The following is a 25,571-nucleotide window of genomic DNA, read 5'->3' as shown; positions in this document are numbered from 1 at the left end:
TAGGTTTTATATCTTATATCTAATTTTAAGAGGTTTATAAATAATGATGAAAAATAATATTATTGTATTTATTATATTTTTATTGATTTCTAGCTTGGCATTCAGCCAAAATGAAAAGGAAGTGATGAAAGAGGCTTTTACTAGATTTTCAAAGTCTCCTTTCACAAACATATATTCATCAGGTGGAGCTTTTTACAGCGGGGATGATTTGGATCAAATGCCTATGCTTGTTAATTATTATAAAAACAGCAATAATAAATATATGAATGTTGTTGATGGACTTTTAGGAAGTCTTATATTCGATGCTAAGGTTAATAATAATAGTCTTACATTAGATTTGCCTGAAGCAGAGGCTCCTTTAAAAAGAAATTTCGATGAGTTTGCATTGGAAGCTCCTATTATGCGTTTCCCTAAAGTTTATGCTGATATATTAGATTATAAATTTATAGATTTGTCTAAAAAAATAGTAAGCAGCAATATCATATTAGGAAAAAATTGGCATACATTAGAAATAGGGTATAATGATAGGGTAGATACAATAGTTTTCTCAGCATCTACTTACAGAGTAAGAAGTTTTTCTACTGCTTTTATGGATAATGTTGTTAATGTAGAGTTGGGTTCTTATACTACTGTTAATAATATACCTTATCCGAAAGAGTTTATCATGAAAAGTAAAACTGATAAAAGAGAACTTCGTTATAATGTTACAAATGTATCAGCAGGAGATAAAGCTAAACAAGATGCTAAGAAATTGGGCTGGTAATTATGCATTATGATTCTATACTAGACAATATCAGCAATATTATAAAAATTGATGAAAATAAAAAAGAAAAACTTATAAAATATGCTTCTTTGGTAATAGATTATAATAAAAATGTTAATATTACAGGGGCAAAGACAGAAGAAGATTTTTTTAATGATCATATTGCTGATTGTCTTCTTGCTTTGGATATATTTACTGATTATGATAATATAATAGATATAGGTTCAGGATCAGGACTTCCTTCTATACCGCTTGCCATTGTATTTAATGATAAGAAATTTACATTATGCGAATCTAAAAATAAAAAGGCTGAGTTTTTAAGATTAGCTAAAGATAAATTAGAATTAAATAATATAGAAGTGAAATGTATAAATGCTTATGAGATAAAAGAAAAATATGATACTATAACATCAAGAGCTTTTTCAGATATAGCAACACTTTTAAAAATATTTAATAAATTAAAGACAAGAAAATCAAAATTGATTTTATATAAAGGCAAGAAAGAAAAAATAGAAGAAGAATTAAAAGAAGTAAATATTCAAAAAAGTAAATATAATATAGAAATAAAAAAACTTGAATCAAAAGATAAAGAACGTCATATAGTAATAATATCTAGTTTATGATATTTATGCATTATTTTGTTCTTTGCTTTCTGCTGTTTGATTATTATCGCCTTTAGTAGCTGTCTTTAAATCTACACCTAGTATAAATAGAAATATAAATCCTATTATAACTATAGGTAAAATTCCCATCATATGATATACAAGAGCATAAGGAAATGCTATAGTTTTTTCTACACCTATAAGAGAAAGACCAAATACAATGGCCCATTCAAAAGGTCCTATCCCTGATGGGGCAGAAGGTACAGCAAAACCGAATCCTCCGACAGCAAACATAAATAATGCTATTATAGGACTAGCTTTAATATTAAATGCTGTCATTAAAAAACTTATAGTTAATATTTGTCCTATAAGATAAAGAAAAGTATAGAAGAATATTAAAAATATATGCTTAGGATCATTTTTAAATCCTATTCCGTCTATAAAATTGCATGAAAACTCAATTAATTTATCTCCGATATTTTTAGGAAGTATTCCAAAAATTTTATGAAAAACCTTATGAGCAAAATCTCTCTGCCATACTAAAAATATTAATACCAAAAAACCAACTATTGATAAAACAAATAAAGCAATAGCAGCATAAGTGACTTTTTCAGGTAAATTAGGTATGAATATTACAGATACGGTTAATATAATACCTCCTGTTATAACATCGAAAAGTCTTTCAGTAACAACTGAAGCGATCAATGCAGATTTGCTTACATTTTCTTTCATTCCCAATATATAAGCTCTTGCTACCTCTCCAAGTTTAGCAGGAAGTATATTATTTCCCATATATCCTATATATGTGGCCATTACCACAGTTCTTTTTTTTATAGGCTTTTTTAAAGGAATAAAACATTCCCATCTCAAACCTCTTAATGCTATAATAATTACACTCAATACAAGAGAAATAATAAAATATGGAATATTTATATTTTTTACTATCTCTAAAGATTCTTTTATATCTATTCCTCTGAAAGCAAAATATAAACAAATTACGCTTATAACAATTCCTATTATTACCTGTATAATAGTTTTATAATTTTTATTCATTATAAATTTTCCAAATTTTCAATTTTATCTTACGAAGTTTTTCATAAGAGCAATAAAATTATCAAAATCATCAAGCATTTTTTTAGCTATATCAAGATTAAATTTAGGTAAATATTGCACTTTATTGGCATTAGTAATTTCTAATTTAGTATTATTTTTGCAATCTTCAAAAATATTTTTTACTATAGTAGTTAGATCTATTACAGAATTATAAACACTTAGTACTATTTTATTTCCTTCAGTATCTATTTTATTTACCATAGTTTCTATTAAATCTTTATTGGCATTTGCTTTATTTTTCGAAATTATCCAAGTTTTCAAACGTTTAAAATTTTCAGATTCAGGACTTAGCATAGTGTCAAATCTTTGTATAACTTCTCTTACATCATTTAATATATAGAAAGCATCTAAGCCTTGAGAATTCCTATCTTTACTAACAAATTCGGCACCTAAAAACATATCATTAAGCGGATCTTTATAATTTATATCAAACATTTCTATGATGAATGTTTTTATATACTGAAGCGGTTCTACACATGTAAATATAGGACAGTCAAATTTTTCAAGCTGTTCATTTTTTTCTTCATTTACATTAGACATTTTTAATATTTCTATGCCGTTAAATATTTTATTTCTCATTCCAGCAATTTTACTGCTCTTAATTTCAGAAACTATACTATCCATATCTTTTTTCAAATTATTTGTGAAATCTGTTATATAATTTACAAATATATTAACATTTGACGGATTAATACTGCATTTATAAGTAAAATCTTTAAGTAAATAAACTATTATGTCATGCATTACATCAGGAGTTTGAAGATATTTAATTCTTGCTAAGAATGATTTAATATTTTTTTCAGGTATAGCAGGCATTCCTAAATATTGCTGAAATACATTTAATGCAGATAATAATTCTTTTCTTATTACTATAGAATTAACAGCATAGTCTAATTTTACTAAGTCATCAACTATTTGTATATTTGAACTAGGTTTGAATTGTGGATTAGAATTATAAGCACCATCTACAAATGAAGGACAAAAAGCTCTTAAAAATAGAAAGAAATCAAAATTTGATAACTGGGCAAAGTCTTTAAGCAAATTGAAAGTTAAATTGATTTCTTTTCCACTTTCTCCGCTTATAAATTTCTTGAATTTTACGAAGTTATTTTTTACTTCATTAAATACAGCATTAGGATTTTTACCTTCCTGTATTTTTGACATCATATAATCTCTATTTAATGTAGCATATAATTCTTTCATTTCATTATTAAAAGATACTTCTATCAAATAATATGAAAATTGTTTTCCATCTTTTATTATAAACTCTTCTTTTAAAGGATTGAGTAATGGTCCTATTACTTTATACATTTCAAACATGAATTTTGCACATGTAACTGTTAATGATTTAGTTTTTAAGTCTACAAAATTATATTTTTGTTTAGATATTCTATCAGAATACTCCTCCATACGCATTTTTTCTACTAGTTCAGGAGTTCTTATGTTAAATAAATTGTATTTTATATAATCGAAAAAGTTCACAGTTGCAATACCCCATTCATTACTATATATTTTAGTTATTTATAATATACTAAATTGACTAATATTGAAAGTTTTTTATTTATTTTTTTACATAAAAATATTACTCTTTAATAGCCTCCAAAGCCTTTCTTGCCTCTTCATAATTATTATTAATTTTTAAAGCATTTTCAAAATTTTCAATTGCTAATTTTTTATTTCCTGTTGAAGCATATATAGAACCTATAGTATAGTATATTACTTTGTCATTATTATTAACTTCCAAAGCTTTTTCTAAATATCTTATAGCCATTTTATTACTATTTTTTTTATTATAGCATGAAGATATATTACATAATACATAAGGATTTTTGCTTTCATAATTAGCATTAACTTCATGGAAAAGAGAAAGAGCCTTGTCATAATCTTCATTATGATGATATATACATCCTAATAGATTAATAATATCATTTGTAGGCTTAGCATCATAAGCTAAATTGGCATATTCAAAAGATATATCATATTCCTTCCAAGCATAAGATTGGAAGGCTATATATGAACATCTTTTATAATCTTTGGATCTTGTTTTCATATTTTTTGATAATTCTAATGCTTTTTCTAAATATTCTCTTCTGTTACTTTTATCCATTGTAGATAAATATTCATATATAAAAACATTTTCTTTACCATTTTCTAAAAGCTTTTTGAAATACTTTACAGCAGCACTATATTTATTTATTTTCATATTTATGAAGCCCATCATATATAATGATTCTGGATGATCAGGCATTTTTAATAAAATAGCAGTATAATAGTTCTCTGCATCCTCAATTCTATTTTCTTTAATTGCTATTCTAGCTAGAATAGATAAAGCATAAGGATCATTTGGTTTTTTAGATAAAATATCATTATATTTAGCTAATTGCTTATCGTATTTACCTGCCATAAATAAACTCGCTTAATTATTTTATGTTATATAATACAACTTTTTGTAAAATATGTAAACTAATAAATTTTTTAATAAAATTTATTCATCATATCCTTTCTATAATCGGAAAATACATCATTTTCAATAGAATTTCTTAAATCTTTCATAAATCTTTGCATAAATCTTACATTATGTATAGTCATAAGAGTAGAAAATAGTATTTCATGCGTTTTATCCAAATGATTAAGATAGGCTTTAGAGAAATTCTTACAAGTATAACAATCACAGCCTTCTTCAAGCACTTCATCATCCATTCTATATTTAGAATTTCTTATCCTCACAACACCATTCATAGTAAATGCCTCTCCATTTCTAGCATTTCTAGTAGGCATAACACAGTCAAACATATCTATACCTTCCATAACCCCATTAAGTATATCTCTAGGCTCGCTAACACCCATTAAATAACGTGGTTTTTGCTTGTTAGTGTATAGCATAACTTTTGAAAGAACTTCATGCATTTGTTCAGGAGTTTCACCTACAGAAAGTCCTCCTATAGAATAGAAAGGGAAATCCATATTTACTAGAGTTTCAGCACTTTCTTTTCTTAAATCATCAAACATTCCGCCCTGTATGATGCCTCCTAAATACTGATATTCGCTGTTTGGAGTGCTGTCATGATATTCTTTGCATTCTTTAGCCCATTTATGTGTTCTGAACATTGCTTCTTTAACATATTCATAAGAGGCATCATGCTTAGAACATTCATCAAGACACATTATAAAGTCTGCCCCTATAATATGCTCAGCTTCCATTACACTTCTAGGGGTAAAAAAGTATTTAGAACCATCTATATGAGAGCTAAATTCCACTCCGTCATCATTTATTTTTCTTAATTTTGCCAAAGAAAATACCTGAAATCCGCCGGAATCTGTAAGCATAGCTCCTTTCCAGCCCATAAACTTTTTAACTCCGCCGAATTTTTTTAATACCTCAAGTCCAGGTTTTAATACTAAATGATACGTATTGGCTAATATTATTTTACTTTCAGTTTCTTCTATCATAAGAGGGGTTAAAGCCTTTACTGTTGCTTTTGTACCAACAGGCATAAAAACAGGTGTATCTATTTCTATTCCATTAATATTTATTTTTCCAAGTCTTGCTGCTGTTTGACTACTGTTTTTTAATACATTAAATGTAAATGACATATTGTACCTTATATAAAAATATTTAATGCTATTTTATACGAAAATCAATAAATATCAAATGTATAAATATATAGTTTTCAAATATTAAGCATTATTTTACAGGAAGCTTGAATAAATGTACAGTTTCCATAAGCTTTTCTGATTGATTAAACAATGTTTTAGCTGAAGATGCTGCATCTTCTACTAAAGAAGCATTCTTCTGTGTGTCAGAATCCATTTGAGAAATGGCTATTTTTACTTGATCTACACCATTCTGCTGTTCTACTGCATTTTGACTTATATCTTTCATAATTTTTGAAGCTTTATTGATTTTATTTTGAACATCTACAAATATTTTTTGAGATTCTCTTGCTGTTCCTGTTGCTTTATCTATTTTATCAGATACATTTTCAATTAACTCTGATATGCTTTTTACTGAGGTTTGTGTAGTTTGAGCAAGATTTCTTACCTCGCTTGCAACTACAGAGAAACCTTTTCCTTGTTCTCCGGCACGTGCTGCCTCTACAGAAGCATTAAGAGCGAGTATATTAGTTTGAAATGCTATATCTTCAATTATTTTTGTAATATCTTTTATTTTATAGCTTGCTTCATTTACTTCTTCTATGCTTGAAGTAGTTTCTAAGATTATATTTCCAGCATTTTCTATAGAATATTTTGCATCCAATATCATTTTATTTCCATTTATAGAATTATCCGCAGAATCTTTTATAGTAGCTGTTATTTCATTCATAGATGCTGAAGTTTCTTCTATACTTGCTGCTTGGCTTTCTGTTCTATTTGATAAATTATTATTTTGTTCAGATAAACCTTTAGCAACCGTGCTGATATTGTTTGCTGAAATTTCTACTTCTTTTATAGTATCAACTAATTTATTTCTCATATATGTAAATGCATTGGATAATTCTCCTAATTCATCTTCACGATGTATGCTTTCTTTTGTGTTTCTCAAATCTCCGCTTGCTATTTCTTTTGCTGAATTTACTAATATGTCTAATGGTTTTGTTATAGATTTTATGAATAAGAATATGAATGCAGATAATATTAATATAGCTGCTGATGATATTGATATTATTATAATTAGAAGTATTTGATTTTGTTCATAAATTTCTTTTTCAGTTACTGATATTCCAAGTACCCAAGGTAAAGTTTTTAATGTAATTACAGATGATACTCTTTTTTCATTTTCCCAAACATAATGGAAAACTCCTTTTCCTAAATCGAATCCTCCTTTTAATTCAGAAGGTGCTGAAATATTTATATATTGAGTTTTACTATGTATCTTACAAATTAAATTATTATCTATCATAAACATATTGCCAGTTTTTCCAACAACTAAAGGCTCCACATGCTGTATATTAAATTTAGCCCAGTCGAAAATAATATAAAGATGTCCTATTAATTGATTATTATCATCAAATACTTTTTCAATTAAAGTTAAAGACCAATTATCTGTTACAGAAGATTTTGTTATTTCTTCGGAGAATATAGTATTTTTATCAGAATTTAATTTATCTTTTAAATCAGCATTGAAATCAAAAATGCTTTTACCTATGTAATTTTCATCAGTTGAATCTAATGTTATATTGCCATTGATATCAGTTAATCCTATGTTAATAGCATATTTATTTATTGACTGTATTTTTTTTAGTCTATTATAAGCTGCTTCTTTTTCTGCTTCACTGCCATTTTTTAGATAATCCATTAATTCTTTATTTGATCCATAAGTTTCTGCTATAATTATTTGTTCATCAAACCATGTATCTATTAGAGAAGCATATCCGAAAACAATATTATTATATCCGTCTAATGCCGTTTTTTTAAGACTTTCTGAAGCTTTTATATCAGTTATTACAATTAATGCCGCTATAAATACTACTACTACAGAAATGATTGTTAGGGGTATTTTCACTTTCAAGCTTTTGAGTTTGTTCATAAAATATTAACCTCATAATTTTTATTTGTATAGTTATATAACTATATAAATAATATTGAATAATAAAGCATATTATGTTTTTATGTAAAAATAGGTAAAAAATGGTAAAGATATTGTAATATTTAAGATTTTCTTATATAGTATTGTACATTTAATACATATATTGTGATTTTTTATTTCAATATATATTTTATTTGTATAATATTTGATTATATAATATGTTTAAAATAAAAATACCCCATACCCTAAATAAAAGTATGAGGTATTTTTTTATATTTTATAATTTACTTATTTAGTTCCATCAGGAAGTTTGAATAAGTGTATAGCATCCATTAATTCTTTAGACTGAGCGAATAATAATTCAGCAGATGCAGTAGCTTCTTCTACTAATGCAGCATTTTTCTGAGTTGTAGAATCCATTTCTGCTATTGCTATTTTTACCTGATCTATACCATTTTGCTGTTCAACCGCACTGTTGCTTATTCCTTGCATAATTTTAGAAGCATCGTCTATTTTATTCTGTATTTCTATAAATATTTCCTGAGATTCTCTTGCTGTCCCTGTATTTATCTATCTTTTCATAAACATTTTCAATCAAATCTGTAATGCTTTTTACTGAAGTTTGAGTAGTTTGAGCCAAGTTTCTTACTTCAGCAGCTACAACAGCAAATCCTTTACCTTGTTCTCCGGCACGTGCAGCCTCTACTGAAGCATTAAGAGCAAGTATATTAGTTTGGAATGCTATATCTTCAATTATTTTTGTTATATCCTTAATTTTAGAACTTGCATCATGAACTTCTTCTATATTTGTAGTTGTTTCAGATATAATATTTCCAGCATTCTCTACAGATGATTTAGAATCTAATATCATTTTACTTCCATTTATAGAGTGTTCAGCAGAGTCTCTTATTGTTGCAGAAATTTCTGTCATAGAGGCAGAAGTTTCCTCAATACTTGCTGCCTGACTTTCTGTTCTATGTGCTAAATCTGTATTTTGTTCAGATAATTCTTTTGCAGCCATTGTAATATTATTTGCAGATTCTTCAACAGTCATTATAGTATCTACTAATTTTTTTCTCATAGCAACAAATGCATCTGATAATTCTCCAAGTTCATCTTTTCTTTTAATTTTTTGTTTTGTAGTTCTTAAATCTCCATCTGCTATTTCTTTAGCAACACCTACTAATAAATGTAATGGTTTTGTTATAGACATAATAAATATAGATATAAATACTGATATTATAACTATAGCTATAAGAGATATTACTATCATCATAAGCATAAGTATTCTGTTAGCTTCATATATTTCAGCTTCTGTTACAGATATACCCAATACCCAAGGCTGTGATTTTAATGTCATAACTGATGAAACTCTGCTTTCACCATTGAAATCATAACTTAATATTCCTTTTCCCAAGTTGAAAGCATCTTTAAATTGAGCAGGAGCAGGCTGATTTATATTTTCTGTTTTACTATGTATTTTTATTATTAAATTTTTATCAATAGCAAACATACTTCCTGTTTTACCTATTACAAGAGGTTCTATGTGATTTTTATTCAAAGTAGACCAGTCAAGCATAACATATAAATATCCAATAAGCTGATTATTACCATCAGTAACTTTTTCTAGCAGTATTAAAGACCATCCGCCAGTTGTAAGAGAGTGAGTAATATTTTCTCCGAATACTCCTTTAGAGTTACCATTTATTTTATTTTTTAAATCTGGATGTATATTAAAAACATTTTGATTTACTAGATCAGGGTTATCTGAATCGATCAATACTATTCCATTAGAATCTGATAAGCCTATATTTATAGCATATTCATTTAATGATTTAAATTTTTTTAGATTATTTAAAGCTATATTTCTTAAATCTTCTGTTCTTAACTGCAAATATCTTATTAATTCTTCAGAAGTTCCGTATATGCTTGCTATAACCAATTGATCATCAAACCAAGTATCTATAAGTGATGCAAAGCCCATAACTGTGTTGTTATATCCAGTATATGTAGCATTTTTTATGGCATCGGATGCTTTTATTTCTGTTATTACTATTAATGCTACAATAAAGAAAGTAACCATAGAAATAATGATGAGAGGCATCTTCACTCTTAAGCTTTGAAGTTTTTTCATGACTTATCTTCTCCAGATTCAAAAAATTATTTTATTTAAACTATACTTTTTAATTATACCTAATTTTAAAAAAAAGTGTTATATTTTTTTTACATATATTTGAATCTAATTTACATTAGTGTACAAATTTTTTATATATTCATAAGGTAACATTGTATTTTTATCGGTATAATAAAAATTTCCTATAGAAGCTGCTTCAGCTGAATATATAATTAAATTATTAATCATGTTTTTATTAGTTGAATGTATATTTATTATGAATCCGATTTTAGATTTATTTATTTTTAATATTGATTTATTTAAAGATATACTATTCAAACTTTTTATTATGAAATTTATATCATTAGTATTGGTTACAATTATAGATTTTCCATTATAATTCATATCTATTTTTGATACGCTTTCAGGATAGCATTTTATTCCATTTATTGGAGATTTATACCATAGTATTAAAATAATAATTATAAACATAGGTATAAAGCTTATAATTTTTTTTAATTTATTCTTTATATTAGTTTTCATATTAACATCATAATATAGTATTTATTAATTGTAAATGCTTTATAAAATAAATTTCTTAATTAAAGAATACTAATATTATAAAAATATATAAATACTAATTAAAAATCAAATAAATTTATATATTAATTGAATTTTTTATATAAAAAAACGATAAATTTGTATATATAAATTTTGTAATAAGTGTTAAACTATTTTTATAAAATATTAAATTTTAGAGGATCTAATGCCATGAAAAAGACTAGTTCTATAAGATTTAAGATGCCATTGACTATAAGTATTATTACAACAATACTTCTTATAATAACAATAATAATATTATCATATAAATCTTATGTAGGTATAACAAAATCTACATATGCTGGATATAATAATACTATAGAAGGTTATAAATCTATGCTGGATACATGGTTTGAAGAAAACAATACTTTAATAAAAACATATTCTATTACGCCTTCTATTATTAACTATTTATCTGGTACTCAAACTCCTGAAGAAGCTGTAGCATTAATAGATACATTGAAACAGTTTGAAGCTATAAATAAATATTCTTTGGATATTGGGGTTACTGATGTAAATGGTATTACTTTGCAAAATACAAAAAGTATCAATTTAGGAAGAAGTATAAAAGAGCTAAGACCAGGCATTTGGGATAATTTTGTAAAAAATAATTATGATGTTGCTTATGATACAAAAGTAATAAAATCAACTATAAGTGATAATATGACTTTAGCAATCATTGCAGGAGTTAAAACTAATAATGTGTTAGTTGGAACAGTGTATATGATTCTTAATTGGGATGCTTTAGGAGCAAAATTAGGAGAATTGCAGCTTCCAGAAACAGGAAGACTATTTGCAATTGATTATCAAAGAAATATTTCGCTTGATACTAGAAATCAAATAAATACTTCAGCAAATAAAAGCTATGATGAAGTTATAAAATCTAACAAAGATAATGGTACATTAAAATATATTTCTGATACTAATGGTGAAAAGAGAACAGCAATTTATACAAGAATGAATACTATGCCTTGGATATTATCTATGGCAACAGATGATAATGTTATATATGCTGAAAATATAAGTATGGTTAGAATAGCTATAATAGTTTGTATATTGTCTATAATATTTGTTAATTTATTTTCGGTTTCATATATCACAAAAACTATGAGTCCTTTAAGTGTTTTGATGAAAAAGGCAAATAGAATATCTGAAGGAAATATAGAACTTAAATCTGAAACTAATTATAGAAAAGATGAATTCGGAGAGTTAGAGAAAGCATTTAATATTATGAGTAAGAAATTAGCTGAGGTTGTAAGCAATGTTAATGATGCATCAAATGAAATAGTTTTAGCTTCTCAGAGAATGATGGAAAGCAGTGTTGAACTTTCAAGCAGAACTGATTCTCAAGCATCTAGTTTGGAAGAAACAGCTTCAAGTTTGGAGGAAATAGTTTCTACTATTAAAGCATCTGCTGATAATTCTGTATCCGGTAAAAATATGATGTCTGAATCTATGACACATATTGAAGGAGCTGCCAATATAATAGCACAAACAGTTTCTAGTATAGAAGAAGTACATCAGGCTAGCGATAAGATTAAAGATATTACAAAGATTATTGAAGATATAGCATTTCAAACTAATATACTTGCTCTTAATGCTTCGGTAGAGGCTGCCCGTGCTGGTACTCAAGGAAAAGGTTTTGCTGTTGTAGCAAGCGAGGTTAGGAATTTGGCACAAACTACTCAAACATCTGTTAAAGATATTACTTCTCTTGTTGATAATACCGCTGAAAAAATAGATACTGCTACAAATACTGCAAGGGAATCTCAGGAAATATTTATTCAATTGCAGGATAAAGTATCCGGAACTTCTGATTTAATGCAGAGTATAACTTCTACATCATTAGAACAAGAGGCAGGAGTTTCTCAAATAAGTATTGCTATAAATAGTATAGAAAGTGCTACTACTCAAAATGCTGCTTTGGCTGAGGAATCAAGCGAATTATCTAAGAGATTATTTGATAAAGCTAAGTTTTTAGAAGAAAGTATAAAATTCTTTAATATATCATAATGGCTATATTTTATGAATGATAATTTAATTGATATAAAGAATTTAGTTAAACAGAAATTTAATCTTTCACTTTATAAAGATGTTGTAGATATAATCAATAATTTTCTTAATGATTTTATAAACTGTTCGGATAGTGAAATATATTATATAAGAGGACTTGCCAATCAGGAGTTAAAACTCTATGAAAATGCTATATATGATTATAACAAAGCCATTGAATTAAATCCAAATGATGAGAAAATGTATTATTTAAGGGCATTATCTAAATTTCAATTGGGTTTATTTGAAGAGTCTATAAGAGATTATAATAAGTTTATAGAATTTAATCCAAATTATGTATGGGCATATAATAACAGAGGAAATGCAAAATATAATTTGGGTTTGTATTATGATGCTATAGAAGATTATAATAAGGCTATTGAATTAAAACCTGATAATGAACTTGCCTATCATAATAGGGCTAATGCTAAGTATAATATAGGGCTTTATGAAGAGGCTATAAAAGATTATAATAAAGTTTTGAAATTGAATCCTAATACTAATATAGTATACTGTGATAAAAATAATTTAAAAGATATAAGTAACAATAAATAAAATACTTTTTATATAAAATACAGCTTGAAAAAATAATTCGTTATAATATCATTATTATATTAAATGATTTTTTGGGGGTAATTATATGAAAAAATTTATATTTATAATCTTTACATTTTTATTATTTTTATCTTGCGGTGGTAAAAGCGGATCTTCCGAGCAAAATATTAATTTTTTAGCTGCAACTTCAGGAGTATCTGCTCCGCCTCCTGCTCCTCAGGCCAGAATGGAAGAAGAAAGTACTGTATCAGACTATGCTGATTCAAATGTGGCAGCTGTAGAAAGAAAATTAATAGTTTCAGTTGATATAAGAGTTAATTCAAAAGATGTAGAAAAAAGCTATAAATCCATAGAAGAGAAATTAAAAGAATATAATGGATATTTTGATAATGTTGAATCTTCTAAAAATAGATATTATCTTAATATAAGAATACCTAAAGAAAATCTTTATACCTTTATAGATTTCATAGAACAAAATGAAAAAGTTGAAAATAAAAATATAAATACTCAGGACGTTACAGAAGCTTATTATGATACAGAAAATAGGATAAAAAATAGGGAAGTACTTTTAGAAAAATTAAGAAATTATTTAAGAGAAGCTAAAAATATTGATGAAATACTAAAAGTAGAAGATAGAATCAATAATTTAACTTATGAAATAGAAAGTATGAAAGGAAATTTAAAGAATCTTCAGTCATCTGTTGATTATTCAAGAGTAACTTTAAATATATCAAATCCGGAAGCAATAAAAAGTAATACAAATATATATAATAAATATTTGAATTTAATTTCATTTTTGAAAGAATTTTTCTCAGGCATATTATTCTTTTTGGTAGGTTTCACAGCTGTTGCCGTTCCTGTGGTGTTAATATTGGCATTATTCTACTATATATGCTTTGGAAAAATAGGATTAATAAAGAAATTATATAAAAAAATTAAGTAAATTACATATACATGCCCTTAGTATATAAAAAAATTCAATTTTTTTAATAAATTTATATTTTTTCGGGAACTTTTTATTTTTATCATCGTCTAATAAGGCATAAGAAAACAAAATGATAAAAAATAAAAAACAGGAGAAAATATATGAGAAAAGGTATTATAATTTTTATTTCAGCATTAATAATGATTTTTGCTTCAGTGTCTTTATTCGCCCAGTATGGCAGAGGTTATGGAAATGGAAGAAATAGAGGAAACTCTTGCGGTTATAATAACAATTATTATAACAGAGGCAATAATAACGGATGTTATTACTATAATTAATTAGCATAATAATTTAAGAAAATATATAAATTAAAAGGAGAAAACAATTATGAAAAACAAAATAAGTAAAAAAGCAGTAATATTAATTTCAATAGCAATTATGGTTTTAGGTTCAGTATCATTATTCGCTCAATATGGCAGAGGTTATGGTGCAGGTTACGGATACGGTGATGGTTATGGAAGAGGACACAGAAGAGGTTATGGATATGCCGATGGTTATGGATGCGGCTATGGTAGAGGTTACGGAAGAGGCGGATGCGGATACGGCAGAGGATATGGTGCTGGATATGGAAGAGGTTACGGATATTATGGTGCTGCACTTACTCAAGAGCAAATTGATCAAGTAAGAAGCATACAAGATAAATATTTCCCTCAAATGGATAGTTTAAGAATGGAAATATATAATCAAACACAAAACATAAACGCTGAAATGAGAAAAGAAACTCCAGATCAAAATGCAATTAATGCTGCAATAGATGCTAGAAGTAAAGCTTCAGCAGACTTACAAAAATTAAGAAGTCAGTGTTTTTTAGAAATAGACAAAGTATACCAAAATAAATAATTTTTTTAATCGCTCAACTTTATACCCCGCATGATATTTATTATGCGGGGCTTATTTTTTGATATTGCTTTATTATATAATAGTTATATAATAATTATATAAAATAATTAGGAGGGTATATATGAAAATATTTTTAATATTTTTAACTGTTGCAAGCTTGGTTTTTTCACAATATCGTTATTCTCCGACTCCTAGGGTTGGGAATGTAAGACCTTTTATTCCGCAAACAACAAAGAATGCTATACCTGTTTATCCTTATAAAAATGATTTATCAACACCAAGATTTTCAAATCCGGGATATACTAAAACATATTATAGGAATGGAAGATTTTACAGGTTCGGAAGCGGTTATATGAGCTATTGGGACAGACAGAAATTAAGAGATATAGATGGCAGATATTCTCCTAGATACAGAATGCTTGAAAATCAGATGAGAGTAAATAATTCTACTATTAAATCTCAAATGCATCAGAGAAATCCTAATAATAATGCTATAAATAGTGCTGTTAATGATAATTTTAGAATAGAAATGGAAATGCAGATGATTAGAACTTTAAGAGAACTTGATATAGACAGAAGTTTTAAATAATTTAATCAGAAGTTTTTCAAATGTGCATTGATTATCTCTTTTATATTTTCAATGCACCTTTTTTATATATTAATAATAATCCCTATAATATTTTTTATAATCGTCTTCTTCATCATTATCATCTTCTAGATCTCTGTAGTTATCATCAAAGAATTTAAACATGCTGTTTATAAATTTATTGCTTATATCCAAATCACCCAAATATATATACAATGGATCTTCTGATACTATTCTTCCTTTGAATTTCCTGAAATAATAAGTTTGGGGATCTTTCAAATATATAAACAAGTAGCTTCCTATTATATCTAAGTCTTTTATTTCTTTCCAAAGAACATAAATATAACTTTTCACAAGCAAATTATTATAATATATTCCTTTATCATCTAATATGAAACTTGCTTTTTTAAAAATTACACTTCTTATTAGAATGATAGAAAGTATAATAACCCCGAACATAAAAAAAGATACTACAAATATAATAGCAGCCTTCATATCCTCATCAGGATTTTGTGTAAATAGTACATCTATTAAAAGTATAGCAATAATTAATCCTATCATCATTACCGCGAAGAATCTTATATTATTTATATAAATTTTAATAGAAAATTTACTATCTGAATATAATTTATTATTTTTATTATTCATAATTAAATATCTCCTTCATGATTTTTATTTTCAAAGTAATGTGTTATGAGATATATTAAAGTATTTCTTTTCATATTTATTTCTGATATATATATGACAATAGGTTCATCATTATTTTTTTTATTTTCTAATAAACTATTTTCTTCTTTCAAATAAATATATATAAATGTTTTTGAAAAAAGTATTTCTCTAATATCTGCCCATTTAATAAATATATTTTGATTTTTTAATAAAACATAATAAGCTATGCCGTTTTCATCTAATGTGATTATAGGTTTTCTAGATTTTAACCATTGCATGATAAAAGTTAAAAGACATACACTAAAAAGTATTAATATAAAAATACTTATAAGTTCTTCTTTAAACTCTTTTTTATTGATAAATATAAATATCCCCATAACAATAAAAATCAGAGATACAAATATGAGTATGGATAATTTTCTTTTATTGACATATATTTCAATTTCAGGGAAAGAGCTATCATTATTGATTAGTGTATCATTATTATTTAATTCTTTATCATTTAATTCTTCATTCATAAAATAATACCGCCTATAATTGATTTATATATCAAATATTATAATAATTCAATAGGCAATTATTATATATAATATGAATTAAACATCAAATATATAAAAAATTTATATTATACTGATATAATTTGTTTATATTATAGATTCAAAGAATGAATAATAAAAAGTCACTGTACTGCTTTTACAAGATCATCAATATTTCTTGTTCTTGAGCTTTTACAGTAAGGACATTTCTGCTTATTTAGTTTTATTATTAATAAATTTATAGTATGTTTTTTTCTTCTTACAGTAAATCTTCTTTTGCATTTTTTGCATTGATAAAAATAAGGCGGTTCATCTAAACGCATGTAAAATATCCTATTTGTTAGTTATAATTATATATGTAGTTTTATTATCGTAAAACTTTAAATTTTATTGAGGGTTAATATTATGGTATAATACTAATAGTTTAACAACCCTTGAATAACTTTTTATTCCGTCATCTTGGCTATTTGCTTTAAGATATGTATCATTAACTTTTTGGCTTACCTTTGAAAGATTTCCCATATACTGCTGCCAAAACTCATAATATTTTTTTATCTCTTCTTTGGTATCGCTATTTAAATTCGACATCAAGTGAGCATAATTTTCATCTCTTTTTAATTCACCCAAAACATATAGAAGTGCCTCAAAATTAGCTGAATATCTTACAAATGGATCTGTATGTTTAGAGCATGCTACATACGATATAAAGTTAGCCTCATCTTCATAAGCTATGCCTATTTGATGAGCCATTTCATGTCCTATTGTAAAAGGTATTGATATGCTTGGAATAAGTATATTTACATTTGCTTCAGATGTAAAAGGTGAATATATTCCTGTTATTTGAAGATGTAAAAACAATTTTGATATCATTATTGGTTTTGTTTTTGAATAATGCATGTTTAAAAACTCAAAATCCTCAAATACTTTATTATATTCAGATTCTATCATTCTATTTAAAGCCTGATAATTGGTATTAACTTCTTTATACTTCATTTCATCTTTTAGATTGTTTATATTTTTTACAAGAGTATCAGCTAGCAAATATATATCATCATTATTTATTTCTCTTGGGGGATAATTTTCTATTAAAGGCACTCTATGATAATTTAATCCCCATACCAAAAGAAATATTATATATATAACAATCATAGAGCAGGCTAGTATATATAAAAAATTTAATGCTGTTTTTGATTTATCTGCTAATGATTTTATATCAGCATTGAAAAAAGATTTTTTAAAAGCTATTACAATAAAAATTATAACTGCTATTATAAATAAAAAAAGAAGTACTTCACCTAATGAAAAACTAAAATTTGAAGATATGCGGTTTATAGTACCGGCTATATTTTTGTATATTAATCTTGAATAATAATTTTCTACAAAATTTTTAGAAAATGTTACTATTTTTAATATAATAACAACAAATATAAGAGATAGTATTAAAGTAATTTTAATTTTCATAAGTATTATTATTATTATACTAAAAAGTAAAAAATTGTAAAGGTATGTATATTATTTCATTTTTTTGATGTCGGCATCCATTTTCTTTTTCCAAAGATCATACATTTTCTTTTTCTCTTCGGATTCTTCGTTTTCATTTAAATATACATGTATTCTTCTTAGAGAAGCTATGATATTTAAAGCCATTTTCATATCATCTAATCTTTTATCTTGAAGTTCATATTTAGTTCTGTATTGTTCAGCGGCAGAAGCTAATAGTTTTTTTACTAACTCCATCAATTTTACTCTGAATTTATATCCTTCCAATTCAGGACTCAATTCTTTAATATAAGTTTTGAAGTCTATCATATTTTTGCCTATAGTAGCAAATCTAGCTTCTATTTCTATAAAATTTTGAAGCCATTTAGAATTCTCACCATAACAATATTTGAAATAGTCTATAACATATCCGAATGAGCAGATAAATTTATATTTCCATTCATCAGATAATTTGCCTTTGAAATATTCATGTATTTCTTCATTTAAAGAGAGAGAATCATCTGTATGGTTTCCGAACACTTCTTCTAAAAGCATAATAGCTTTGTTAATGTATCTTCTTCCATCATTAAGCTGATTATCAGAACGAACATCTATGAATTCTATAGCTATATAACAAGTGGTTGCAATATAAGAAGATGCCTGAATGTATAGTACAGCCGCTTCTATTTTTTTAGCAGCTATTTCAAAACTATCTTCCAAAGTAAGCAAATCTTTTTCTACTTTTACTAGTTTTGATTCTATTCCTGCCAGCAAATTTTTATATTTATTTTGCATCCTAGTGCAATCAGCTTTTGCAGCTTCACTTATTTTAGCCATATTTTCATCTCCACTAAATTATTATCGGAAAATGATTTTTAATTATTTAAATTAACAGGTATGGAAACAAAAAAAGTTGTTATTTTAGACGGACTATTAACACTTTTTATTACCATACTTCCGCCATGTGCTTCCACTATTCTCTTAGAAATAGCAAGCCCTATACCAACTCCATGACTCTTTGTCGTAAAGAATGGAGTAAATACTTTTTCAGCTAATTCAGGTTCTATATATGAATTAGTATTTTCTACTATGATGTCTATGATAGATTCTCTGTATGCATTATCATCAAATATTACACTTATAATTGAATCTTCATCTCCGTCATTTATAGCATCTATAGCATTGATTATGAGATTGAATATAACTTCATTCATTCTATCATAATCCCATTTTACAACATCTTCTTTAGTGACCTTTACAGCATAGAATTTAATATTTTTTCCGCTTTTCTTTATATATTCATTTGATAAAATAGTAAGATATTTAATCATATCTTCTATTTTTATATTGTCCACTTCCAGATTAATACTCTTTGCAAATGATAAATTCCTTCTCAAATAATTCTCTAAATTTTCAACTTCATTAGCTATTATTTGAGCATAGTTTTTTATATTTTCTTCTTTACTTACCTTTACAAGCCTATTAGCAAAGCCTGCAATAGGTACTATGAAGTTTCTAAGATTATGTGCCATAGAAGAGCTCATTTCTCCTATGATAGCTAAACTTTTTAAATCTAATAAAGTTTTTTCAGCGGCTTTTAATGCATTGTTATTTTTTTCTATTTCATTATAAAGATATGAATATTCTAAAGCTACAGCAGCCTGCCTTCCGAACATTTTCAAATAATCCAAGTCGTCTTCAGGTATAGGTTTTCCATTATAAGAGTTATCAACTACTACCATACCTATACAATTTGTAGCATTCATTATAGGTATTATAGCGAAAGGACAGTATCCGAATATATCAGTATATTGTTTTATTTGTTCAACTTCAGGCTTATCTGTGTTTGTTATATTGATGCTGTTTTTATTATTAAATACATCAAAGAATAATTTACAGTTTTCATTATTAGGTATAACAGTATTCAAAAATTTCTGATTTAAATCCCAAGAATCTTCCATGCTTCTTTTGTCAAAAGAAAGCATTAATTTTTCTCTAAGGGCATATTTATCTAGTTTTTGCATATTGCTCCAAATCATAGCAGCTTCCTGAGCATTAGTAGGAGCAACGCACATTCTTCCTCTAAATACATTGAATTCTTTATCGTAAAGAAAAGCAAATGCTCTGTTAAAAGCAAATACATCTCCTATTGTAGCTATTGTTAAAAGTAGGAATAATATATCCTCTGTTTTTGAGCGTTCCAATAAAATATTGCTTATATCATATAATGTATTCAAACGAGACATATGTTTCATATTTTTTTCGTTTGCTTTGCTTAATTCTACAATATTATAATGCTCTGAAATTCTACTTGCTATATTAGCTAGAAGCGGATTAAATAAGTTAACATCGTTTGAATCAAAATCTCCAAGAGGATTAACCGCATCCGGTATTTTATCTATAACAACTATATAGCCTATACAATTATTTTTAGCAGGTATTCTATTGAATAGTACAGATCTATTTATAACGCCTTTAAATCTTTCATAGTATTTATTGTTTGCCGTATTATTTATAAAGAATATACCTTTATCCCAAAATTCACTTATATAATCATCATTCTCAAATATTGAATAATCAAAATTATACGGAAATCCATAGCTAGACCTTGTATATAATTCTCCATTTTCTCTTCTGAGTCTTATAAATGCTTTATTAGCTGTGAAAATATTGGCAATATCATTTGCTAATTGATTTAAATTATTTTCAAAATCATCAACATCGCTTAATTTCAAATATAATTCTCTAAGCAGCTTTAACTGTTTATCTCTTTCTTTATATGTTACACTTTGAAGTACATTATTAGCATATACAGCAAAGTGTCCTATAACATTTTTTATTTCATCAATTATAGAGTTGTAGAATTCTATTTTATTTTCTCTATTTCTAAAAACCACAACTCCAATAGGATTTGCATAGAAAAATATTGGAAGTACAAACATAGATGAATAATCTGAAAATACTTCCATATTTGTATGATTGATATTTTCACCTACATAAATTTTTTGATCATATAATACATCTTTACAATGATTGGCAGATATTGGAAAATCAACTTTACATACATAATATCTATCTATTCCATATACACCTCTAAGTATAAGATAATCCCCTTTAGGAAAATACACTTCTCCGCAATCAAAACCGTAGTACTGACAAGTTTTTTCCAAGAATAAATCAACAACTCTGTCTATTTCATTTGTGTTTTCAGCAAAAAGCAGCCCCATAGATAAATCTGAAAAAAAACTGTCTATAGATTTTCTCTCTTCCATAAAATAAACTTCCTATAATGTTATACCAAATACATTTTTCCTATAAAGTGAATATTTTTAATTGATACGGCAATATATCTATAGTTTCTGTAATATTTTCTATTTTTCCTTCAAAAGATATATCTTCTTTTATACCGTATTCTTTTGTATCTAATTTTTCAGTTTTAGAAGTTATATTAACTATGATTAAAAGTTTATCGCTTTCATCTAAATTATACTTATAAAACTTTCTAAAAGGATCTTTTTCCTTTTTTTCTTTATAGATTCTTTCCTGCTCATAATATTCATTATGTTCATGATTTTCATTATGAGTATCGGTTTCTTTTTTTAATTTTTCTAGTTTCTTTTTTTCTTCTATCTCAACAGAAACTATTTTACCGCAATTAGCAAGTATAGGATTATTTTTTATATAATTAGTGATATCTTTTATATATTCGCTTAAATCATAGTTTATATTTTCATAATCTTTTTCATTTCCGCCCACAACATTGCATCTTTTCAAGAATCCGTATTCATCTCCTAAAGTTATCATCCACATATCACATACTATTGCTGTAAACAAGAAAGTTTGTTTTACTTTCCAGATATTGCCATCATATTCTTCAATAAGCCTTCTAGTATCATGATTACTTGGGAATGCTATTTGTTGGCATTTTTCTCTTGCTAGATCATACTGTTCTATAAACCATTCGCCCTCATAATCCCACCATCTAGCACTGCTTGCCACATAATCAAAACCGGCATCTATGAGTTTTTTAGTATCTTCTATAGAGCAGCCTAAACTTTCAGCAAAGAATATAACTTCATTATTTATTTTTTTAGCATTATCTATTAAATATTTCCATAATTCTTTAGGAACTTTATACGCAGCATCGCATCTGAATCCGCTGAATCCTAAATCAAGATTATGTTTTATTAAATCATTCCAATAATACCATATAGGATTTAATATTTCATTATTGTTTATATACTGATTATTTTCTTCTTCACTGTTATCTTTATTATCAGCGTTTTCTTCCTCATCTTTTTCATTGGGATCTCTTTTATTATTGAACATAGCTAAATCGCCCCATTCAACCCATTTACCATTATCCCAAGCTCCGGGAGATTGTAAAGCTCCATCTTTGGTTTTATACCATTCAAGATGTTCATTAGTCAAATTACAGTCCTTTGATGAATGATTAATAACCAAATCTATCATTACTTTTATATTTTTATTATTACAATATGCAATGAAATCCTTAATCTCTTTTTCAGCAATTTCTTGTTCACAGCTAGTGAAAAAAGCAGGGTTATATTGATAATAATATTTTGTAGCGTACAGACTTCCGCTGAATCCGGGATATGTTATAGGATTAATATACACCCATTCAAAACCCATATTTTTAATCCTATCAATATGGCTATACCAATTTTTTATATGCCCTAGAAGCGGCGGAAATAAATTATATACAGATGTTTTCATCTCTTTATTATATATAATAAATAAAAAAAAACAACTTTTTACTATATTTTTGTTAATGAAATATAATAATATATTTTTATTAAATGTATAATATACCAAATGTAATATATTAATAACTACATTATAAAAATTATTTACTTATTAGAGTTTATGATTAAGTTTATATATATTATTGATTTTAATTTTTTCTATTATATAATGTAAAAACAATATAATTAATTTTCAGGTATATATTATGAGAGTATTAGTTTATGATTCATCTTTACAAATAAGGGATAGTTTTATCAGTATTCTTATTACGGCAGGATATGAAGTTGTGGCTGTAAAAGATAAAAATAATATTTTAAGTATGTTCGGTAAACTTCCTTTTTCTATTGCGATTATAGAGGTTGAGGAAAATGATACAGAAATGGAGAGTATACTTGAAAAAATTTATTTAGATGATAGGTATCATGGAGTTCATGTTATAGTTCATGTTGCTGATCCTACAAGAGAGTTTTTCACTAAGATGATGAGAATTGGGGTTTCAGGATTTTTGTTAAAGCCATTCAATGAAAAAGATTTTTTGAATAGATTTAATGTTTTAATAGATAAGGCTGGAGTTAAGCCTAGAAAACTAAAACATATAGTAATAAACAATTTAGATAATTTTAAATTGGTATTTAGACATGATGGTGTAAGACAGATTCTTCATGGTATGATAATAGAAATGTCGCCTGTAGGCTTAAAATTTATTATGCCTCCTGAAGAAGCTAGTCTAGAAGTAGGGCATGTTATAAAAAATGCTTCTATGTCAATTAGTTCTTATAAAATAAGTTTTTCTATTAATATACTTGAAAAAATAGGAAATGAGTATATAGGAGAGTTTGTCGATTTATCAGTATTTAATTCTAAATTAATATGTAAATTTATATATGATAAATATATAGAAAAATTAAAATAATCTTAATTCATAATAAATTATAGGAGTTTTTGATAATGGTAAAGGCTTTAACAATAGCCGGATTTGATGGTTCCGGAGGTGCCGGCATACAGGCAGATTTGAAAACTTTTTCTGCTTTGGGATGTTATGGAATGTGCGTACTTACTGCATTACCTGTGCAGAATACTCAAGGTGTAAGAAGCTGTTATGAAATAGAATTAAAAGCTATAAAAGAGCAATTGGAATGCATATTTGATGATATTATACCTGATGCTATAAAGATAGGAATGCTTTTTAATAGTGATATAATAAAATTAGTTGCCAATTTTTTGAGTAATAATTCTAAGAATATACCTATAATAGTTGATCCTGTAATGGTGGCAAAGAGCGGAGACAGACTTCTTCTTGAAGAGGCAGTGGACAGCTTAAAAAAATATATACTTCCTATTTCTACTATTGTAACTCCGAATATACCTGAAGCTGAGGATTTAACTTCAAAAAAAATAAAAACCGATGATGATATGATAGATGCCGCTAATGATATACTCAATATGGGGGCAAAAAATGTTATGCTTAAAGGCGGACATTTAGAAGGTGAATTGTCAAGGGATTTATTTATTAATAAAGAAAGCAAAGAGTTTTTAGATGCTTTAAGAATAGATACTAAAAATACACATGGTACAGGATGCACACTTTCAGCAGCAATATGCAGTTATATAGCACATGGCAAAACTCCTCTTGAGGCTTCAAAATTAGGAAAACAGTATTTATTCAATGCATTACAGGCTGCCAAAGTTGACAGTGTAGGTAAAGGTCATGGCCCTGTTCATCATTTTTATGAGGCATGGAAGCATTTAAATCTATAATTAATTATTATAGATATATTATTGTGCATTTTAAATAAAAATTGCGAGCATCTGTTAAATTTATTTAACAGAGGTATTTTGCGATTAATTTTTATTTATGATAATTAAAATTATTTAAATATATAATTTATTTAATTAAATACTTAGACAATTATATTTTATCAATTTTATATTTTGTAAATATATTATCAACTTTTTTGTCGCACACGCTCTGCGTACTTCGTCAAAGTTTTTATCCTTTCGGATACGCTACGCGAAAAACGCAATTGCTAGAACTTTATATTTTAAGAATATCTATCAAATATGGTGTAATACCCTAATTTTAGGTTAAAAATGCAGTTGTTCGTGAAGCGTATCCAAGTTTACCGAGGATATATGTTCTCGCCTGCCGTAGGCACACTTCGTGAGGCGGGCTTTGCCTTATACCAATACCGAAAGGTACCTACTCGGTAAAAGAAGTGGGGTATTACGAAGTACGCAGAGCGGTGGGCAAAGCCCCATATATTAAAAAGAAACTATAGTTTTATTTTTGACAAAATATATTTGTTTAGGTATATAGCAGAATACCTTTTAATAAAAATTGTTAAAAATAAAAAGCGAAGCTGCAAAAAACAGCTCCGCTTATA

Annotated in this window: 25 protein-coding genes; 10 read left to right on the top strand and 15 right to left on the bottom strand. The window is 26.6% G+C overall.

What is annotated here, in order from left to right; all coding sequences use genetic code 11:
* The first annotated feature begins 43 nt into the window (after window positions 1–43).
* On the top strand, window positions 44–763 hold the full coding sequence (locus BRSU_RS10040; RefSeq protein WP_048595238.1) for a hypothetical protein: 720 nt from the start codon (window positions 44–46) through the stop codon (window positions 761–763).
* 2 nt (window positions 764–765) lie between these two features.
* Window positions 766–1,386, top strand: coding sequence for a 16S rRNA (guanine(527)-N(7))-methyltransferase RsmG (rsmG, locus tag BRSU_RS10035; protein ID WP_048595237.1), 621 nt, complete (start codon window positions 766–768; stop codon window positions 1,384–1,386).
* A 3-nt stretch (window positions 1,387–1,389) separates the two neighbouring features.
* On the opposite strand, the gene BRSU_RS10030 is transcribed toward rsmG, so the two are convergent.
* The 8 genes from BRSU_RS10030 to BRSU_RS10000 all read right to left on the bottom strand — a co-directional run bounded on the left by BRSU_RS10030 (window position 1,390) and on the right by BRSU_RS10000 (window position 10,661).
* Window positions 1,390–2,418 (bottom strand): lysylphosphatidylglycerol synthase transmembrane domain-containing protein, encoded by a 1,029-nt coding sequence (locus BRSU_RS10030; protein WP_048595236.1) that lies wholly within the window; start codon window positions 2,416–2,418, stop codon window positions 1,390–1,392.
* 24 nt (window positions 2,419–2,442) lie between these two features.
* Window positions 2,443–3,960: a DUF5312 family protein gene (locus BRSU_RS10025; RefSeq protein ID WP_048595235.1), complete on the bottom strand. Its 1,518-nt coding sequence runs from the start codon at window positions 3,958–3,960 to the stop codon at window positions 2,443–2,445.
* A 100-nt stretch (window positions 3,961–4,060) separates the two neighbouring features.
* Window positions 4,061–4,882 carry a tetratricopeptide repeat protein gene (locus BRSU_RS10020; protein ID WP_048595234.1) on the bottom strand — a complete coding sequence of 274 codons (822 nt, stop codon included), beginning with the start codon at window positions 4,880–4,882 and terminating at the stop codon, window positions 4,061–4,063.
* Between the two features lie 71 nt (window positions 4,883–4,953).
* Complete coding sequence (gene tgt, locus BRSU_RS10015) at window positions 4,954–6,072, bottom strand: tRNA guanosine(34) transglycosylase Tgt (protein WP_048595233.1); 1,119 nt, start codon at window positions 6,070–6,072, stop codon at window positions 4,954–4,956.
* Window positions 6,073–6,163: 91 nt separating this feature from the next.
* Window positions 6,164–8,005 carry a methyl-accepting chemotaxis protein gene (locus BRSU_RS10010; RefSeq protein WP_048595232.1) on the bottom strand — a complete coding sequence of 614 codons (1,842 nt, stop codon included), beginning with the start codon at window positions 8,003–8,005 and terminating at the stop codon, window positions 6,164–6,166.
* A 288-nt stretch (window positions 8,006–8,293) separates the two neighbouring features.
* Window positions 8,294–8,497, bottom strand: a complete 204-nt coding sequence (locus tag BRSU_RS15115) for a hypothetical protein (RefSeq protein WP_245158085.1) — start codon at window positions 8,495–8,497, stop codon at window positions 8,294–8,296.
* Window positions 8,498–8,519: 22 nt separating this feature from the next.
* A complete protein-coding gene (locus BRSU_RS10005) occupies window positions 8,520–9,989 on the bottom strand; it encodes a methyl-accepting chemotaxis protein (protein WP_483413624.1) in 1,470 nt (489 codons plus the stop codon).
* A gap of 255 nt (window positions 9,990–10,244) precedes the next feature.
* Entirely contained in the window at window positions 10,245–10,661 is a 417-nt protein-coding gene (locus BRSU_RS10000; protein ID WP_048595231.1) for a hypothetical protein, read from the bottom strand.
* Window positions 10,662–10,889: 228 nt separating this feature from the next.
* Here BRSU_RS10000 and BRSU_RS09995 point away from each other — a divergent pair, with 228 nt between their 5' ends.
* The 6 genes from BRSU_RS09995 (at window position 10,890) to BRSU_RS09975 (ending at window position 15,739) form a co-directional block, all read left to right on the top strand.
* On the top strand, window positions 10,890–12,731 hold the full coding sequence (locus tag BRSU_RS09995; protein WP_048595230.1) for a methyl-accepting chemotaxis protein: 1,842 nt from the start codon (window positions 10,890–10,892) through the stop codon (window positions 12,729–12,731).
* A 12-nt stretch (window positions 12,732–12,743) separates the two neighbouring features.
* Entirely contained in the window at window positions 12,744–13,325 is a 582-nt protein-coding gene (locus tag BRSU_RS09990; protein ID WP_053082763.1) for a tetratricopeptide repeat protein, read from the top strand.
* A gap of 85 nt (window positions 13,326–13,410) precedes the next feature.
* Window positions 13,411–14,268, top strand: a complete 858-nt coding sequence (locus BRSU_RS09985) for a DUF4349 domain-containing protein (RefSeq protein WP_048595229.1) — start codon at window positions 13,411–13,413, stop codon at window positions 14,266–14,268.
* 143 nt (window positions 14,269–14,411) lie between these two features.
* Complete coding sequence (locus tag BRSU_RS14595; RefSeq protein ID WP_167336129.1) at window positions 14,412–14,588, top strand: hypothetical protein; 177 nt, start codon at window positions 14,412–14,414, stop codon at window positions 14,586–14,588.
* Window positions 14,589–14,637: 49 nt separating this feature from the next.
* Entirely contained in the window at window positions 14,638–15,150 is a 513-nt protein-coding gene (locus BRSU_RS09980; protein ID WP_048595228.1) for a Spy/CpxP family protein refolding chaperone, read from the top strand.
* 121 nt (window positions 15,151–15,271) lie between these two features.
* Window positions 15,272–15,739, top strand: coding sequence for a hypothetical protein (locus BRSU_RS09975; RefSeq protein ID WP_048595227.1), 468 nt, complete (start codon window positions 15,272–15,274; stop codon window positions 15,737–15,739).
* Window positions 15,740–15,808: 69 nt separating this feature from the next.
* On the opposite strand, the gene BRSU_RS09970 is transcribed toward BRSU_RS09975, so the two are convergent.
* The 7 genes from BRSU_RS09970 to BRSU_RS09940 form a co-directional block, all read right to left on the bottom strand.
* Complete coding sequence (locus BRSU_RS09970; protein WP_048595226.1) at window positions 15,809–16,384, bottom strand: hypothetical protein; 576 nt, start codon at window positions 16,382–16,384, stop codon at window positions 15,809–15,811.
* Between the two features lie 2 nt (window positions 16,385–16,386).
* Window positions 16,387–16,923 carry an STM3941 family protein gene (locus BRSU_RS09965; protein WP_048595225.1) on the bottom strand — a complete coding sequence of 179 codons (537 nt, stop codon included), beginning with the start codon at window positions 16,921–16,923 and terminating at the stop codon, window positions 16,387–16,389.
* A gap of 161 nt (window positions 16,924–17,084) precedes the next feature.
* Window positions 17,085–17,264 (bottom strand): FmdB family zinc ribbon protein, encoded by a 180-nt coding sequence (locus BRSU_RS09960; RefSeq protein ID WP_048595224.1) that lies wholly within the window; start codon window positions 17,262–17,264, stop codon window positions 17,085–17,087.
* Between the two features lie 64 nt (window positions 17,265–17,328).
* The gene (locus BRSU_RS09955) at window positions 17,329–18,402 is read right to left on the bottom strand and encodes a DUF3810 domain-containing protein (RefSeq protein WP_048595223.1); all 1,074 of its coding nucleotides are present in this window, start codon (window positions 18,400–18,402) and stop codon (window positions 17,329–17,331) included.
* 51 nt (window positions 18,403–18,453) lie between these two features.
* Window positions 18,454–19,257 carry a hypothetical protein gene (locus BRSU_RS09950; protein WP_048595222.1) on the bottom strand — a complete coding sequence of 268 codons (804 nt, stop codon included), beginning with the start codon at window positions 19,255–19,257 and terminating at the stop codon, window positions 18,454–18,456.
* Window positions 19,258–19,295: 38 nt separating this feature from the next.
* On the bottom strand, window positions 19,296–21,692 hold the full coding sequence (locus BRSU_RS09945; RefSeq protein ID WP_048595221.1) for a sensor histidine kinase: 2,397 nt from the start codon (window positions 21,690–21,692) through the stop codon (window positions 19,296–19,298).
* Between the two features lie 40 nt (window positions 21,693–21,732).
* Window positions 21,733–23,157, bottom strand: coding sequence for an alpha-amylase family glycosyl hydrolase (locus tag BRSU_RS09940; RefSeq protein ID WP_048595655.1), 1,425 nt, complete (start codon window positions 23,155–23,157; stop codon window positions 21,733–21,735).
* A 235-nt stretch (window positions 23,158–23,392) separates the two neighbouring features.
* Between BRSU_RS09940 and BRSU_RS09935 the strand changes: the two genes are divergently transcribed.
* On the top strand, window positions 23,393–24,100 hold the full coding sequence (locus BRSU_RS09935; protein ID WP_048595220.1) for a PleD family two-component system response regulator: 708 nt from the start codon (window positions 23,393–23,395) through the stop codon (window positions 24,098–24,100).
* Between the two features lie 35 nt (window positions 24,101–24,135).
* Complete coding sequence (gene thiD, locus BRSU_RS09930) at window positions 24,136–24,945, top strand: bifunctional hydroxymethylpyrimidine kinase/phosphomethylpyrimidine kinase (RefSeq protein WP_048595219.1); 810 nt, start codon at window positions 24,136–24,138, stop codon at window positions 24,943–24,945.
* The last annotated feature ends 626 nt before the right edge of the window (window positions 24,946–25,571 follow it).

Source organism: Brachyspira suanatina, assembly GCF_001049755.1.
Lineage (GTDB): Bacteria > Spirochaetota > Brachyspiria > Brachyspirales > Brachyspiraceae > Brachyspira > Brachyspira suanatina.
The sequence above is the reverse complement of the archived record's forward strand: the minus strand, read 5'-3'. Positions and strand labels throughout refer to the sequence as shown.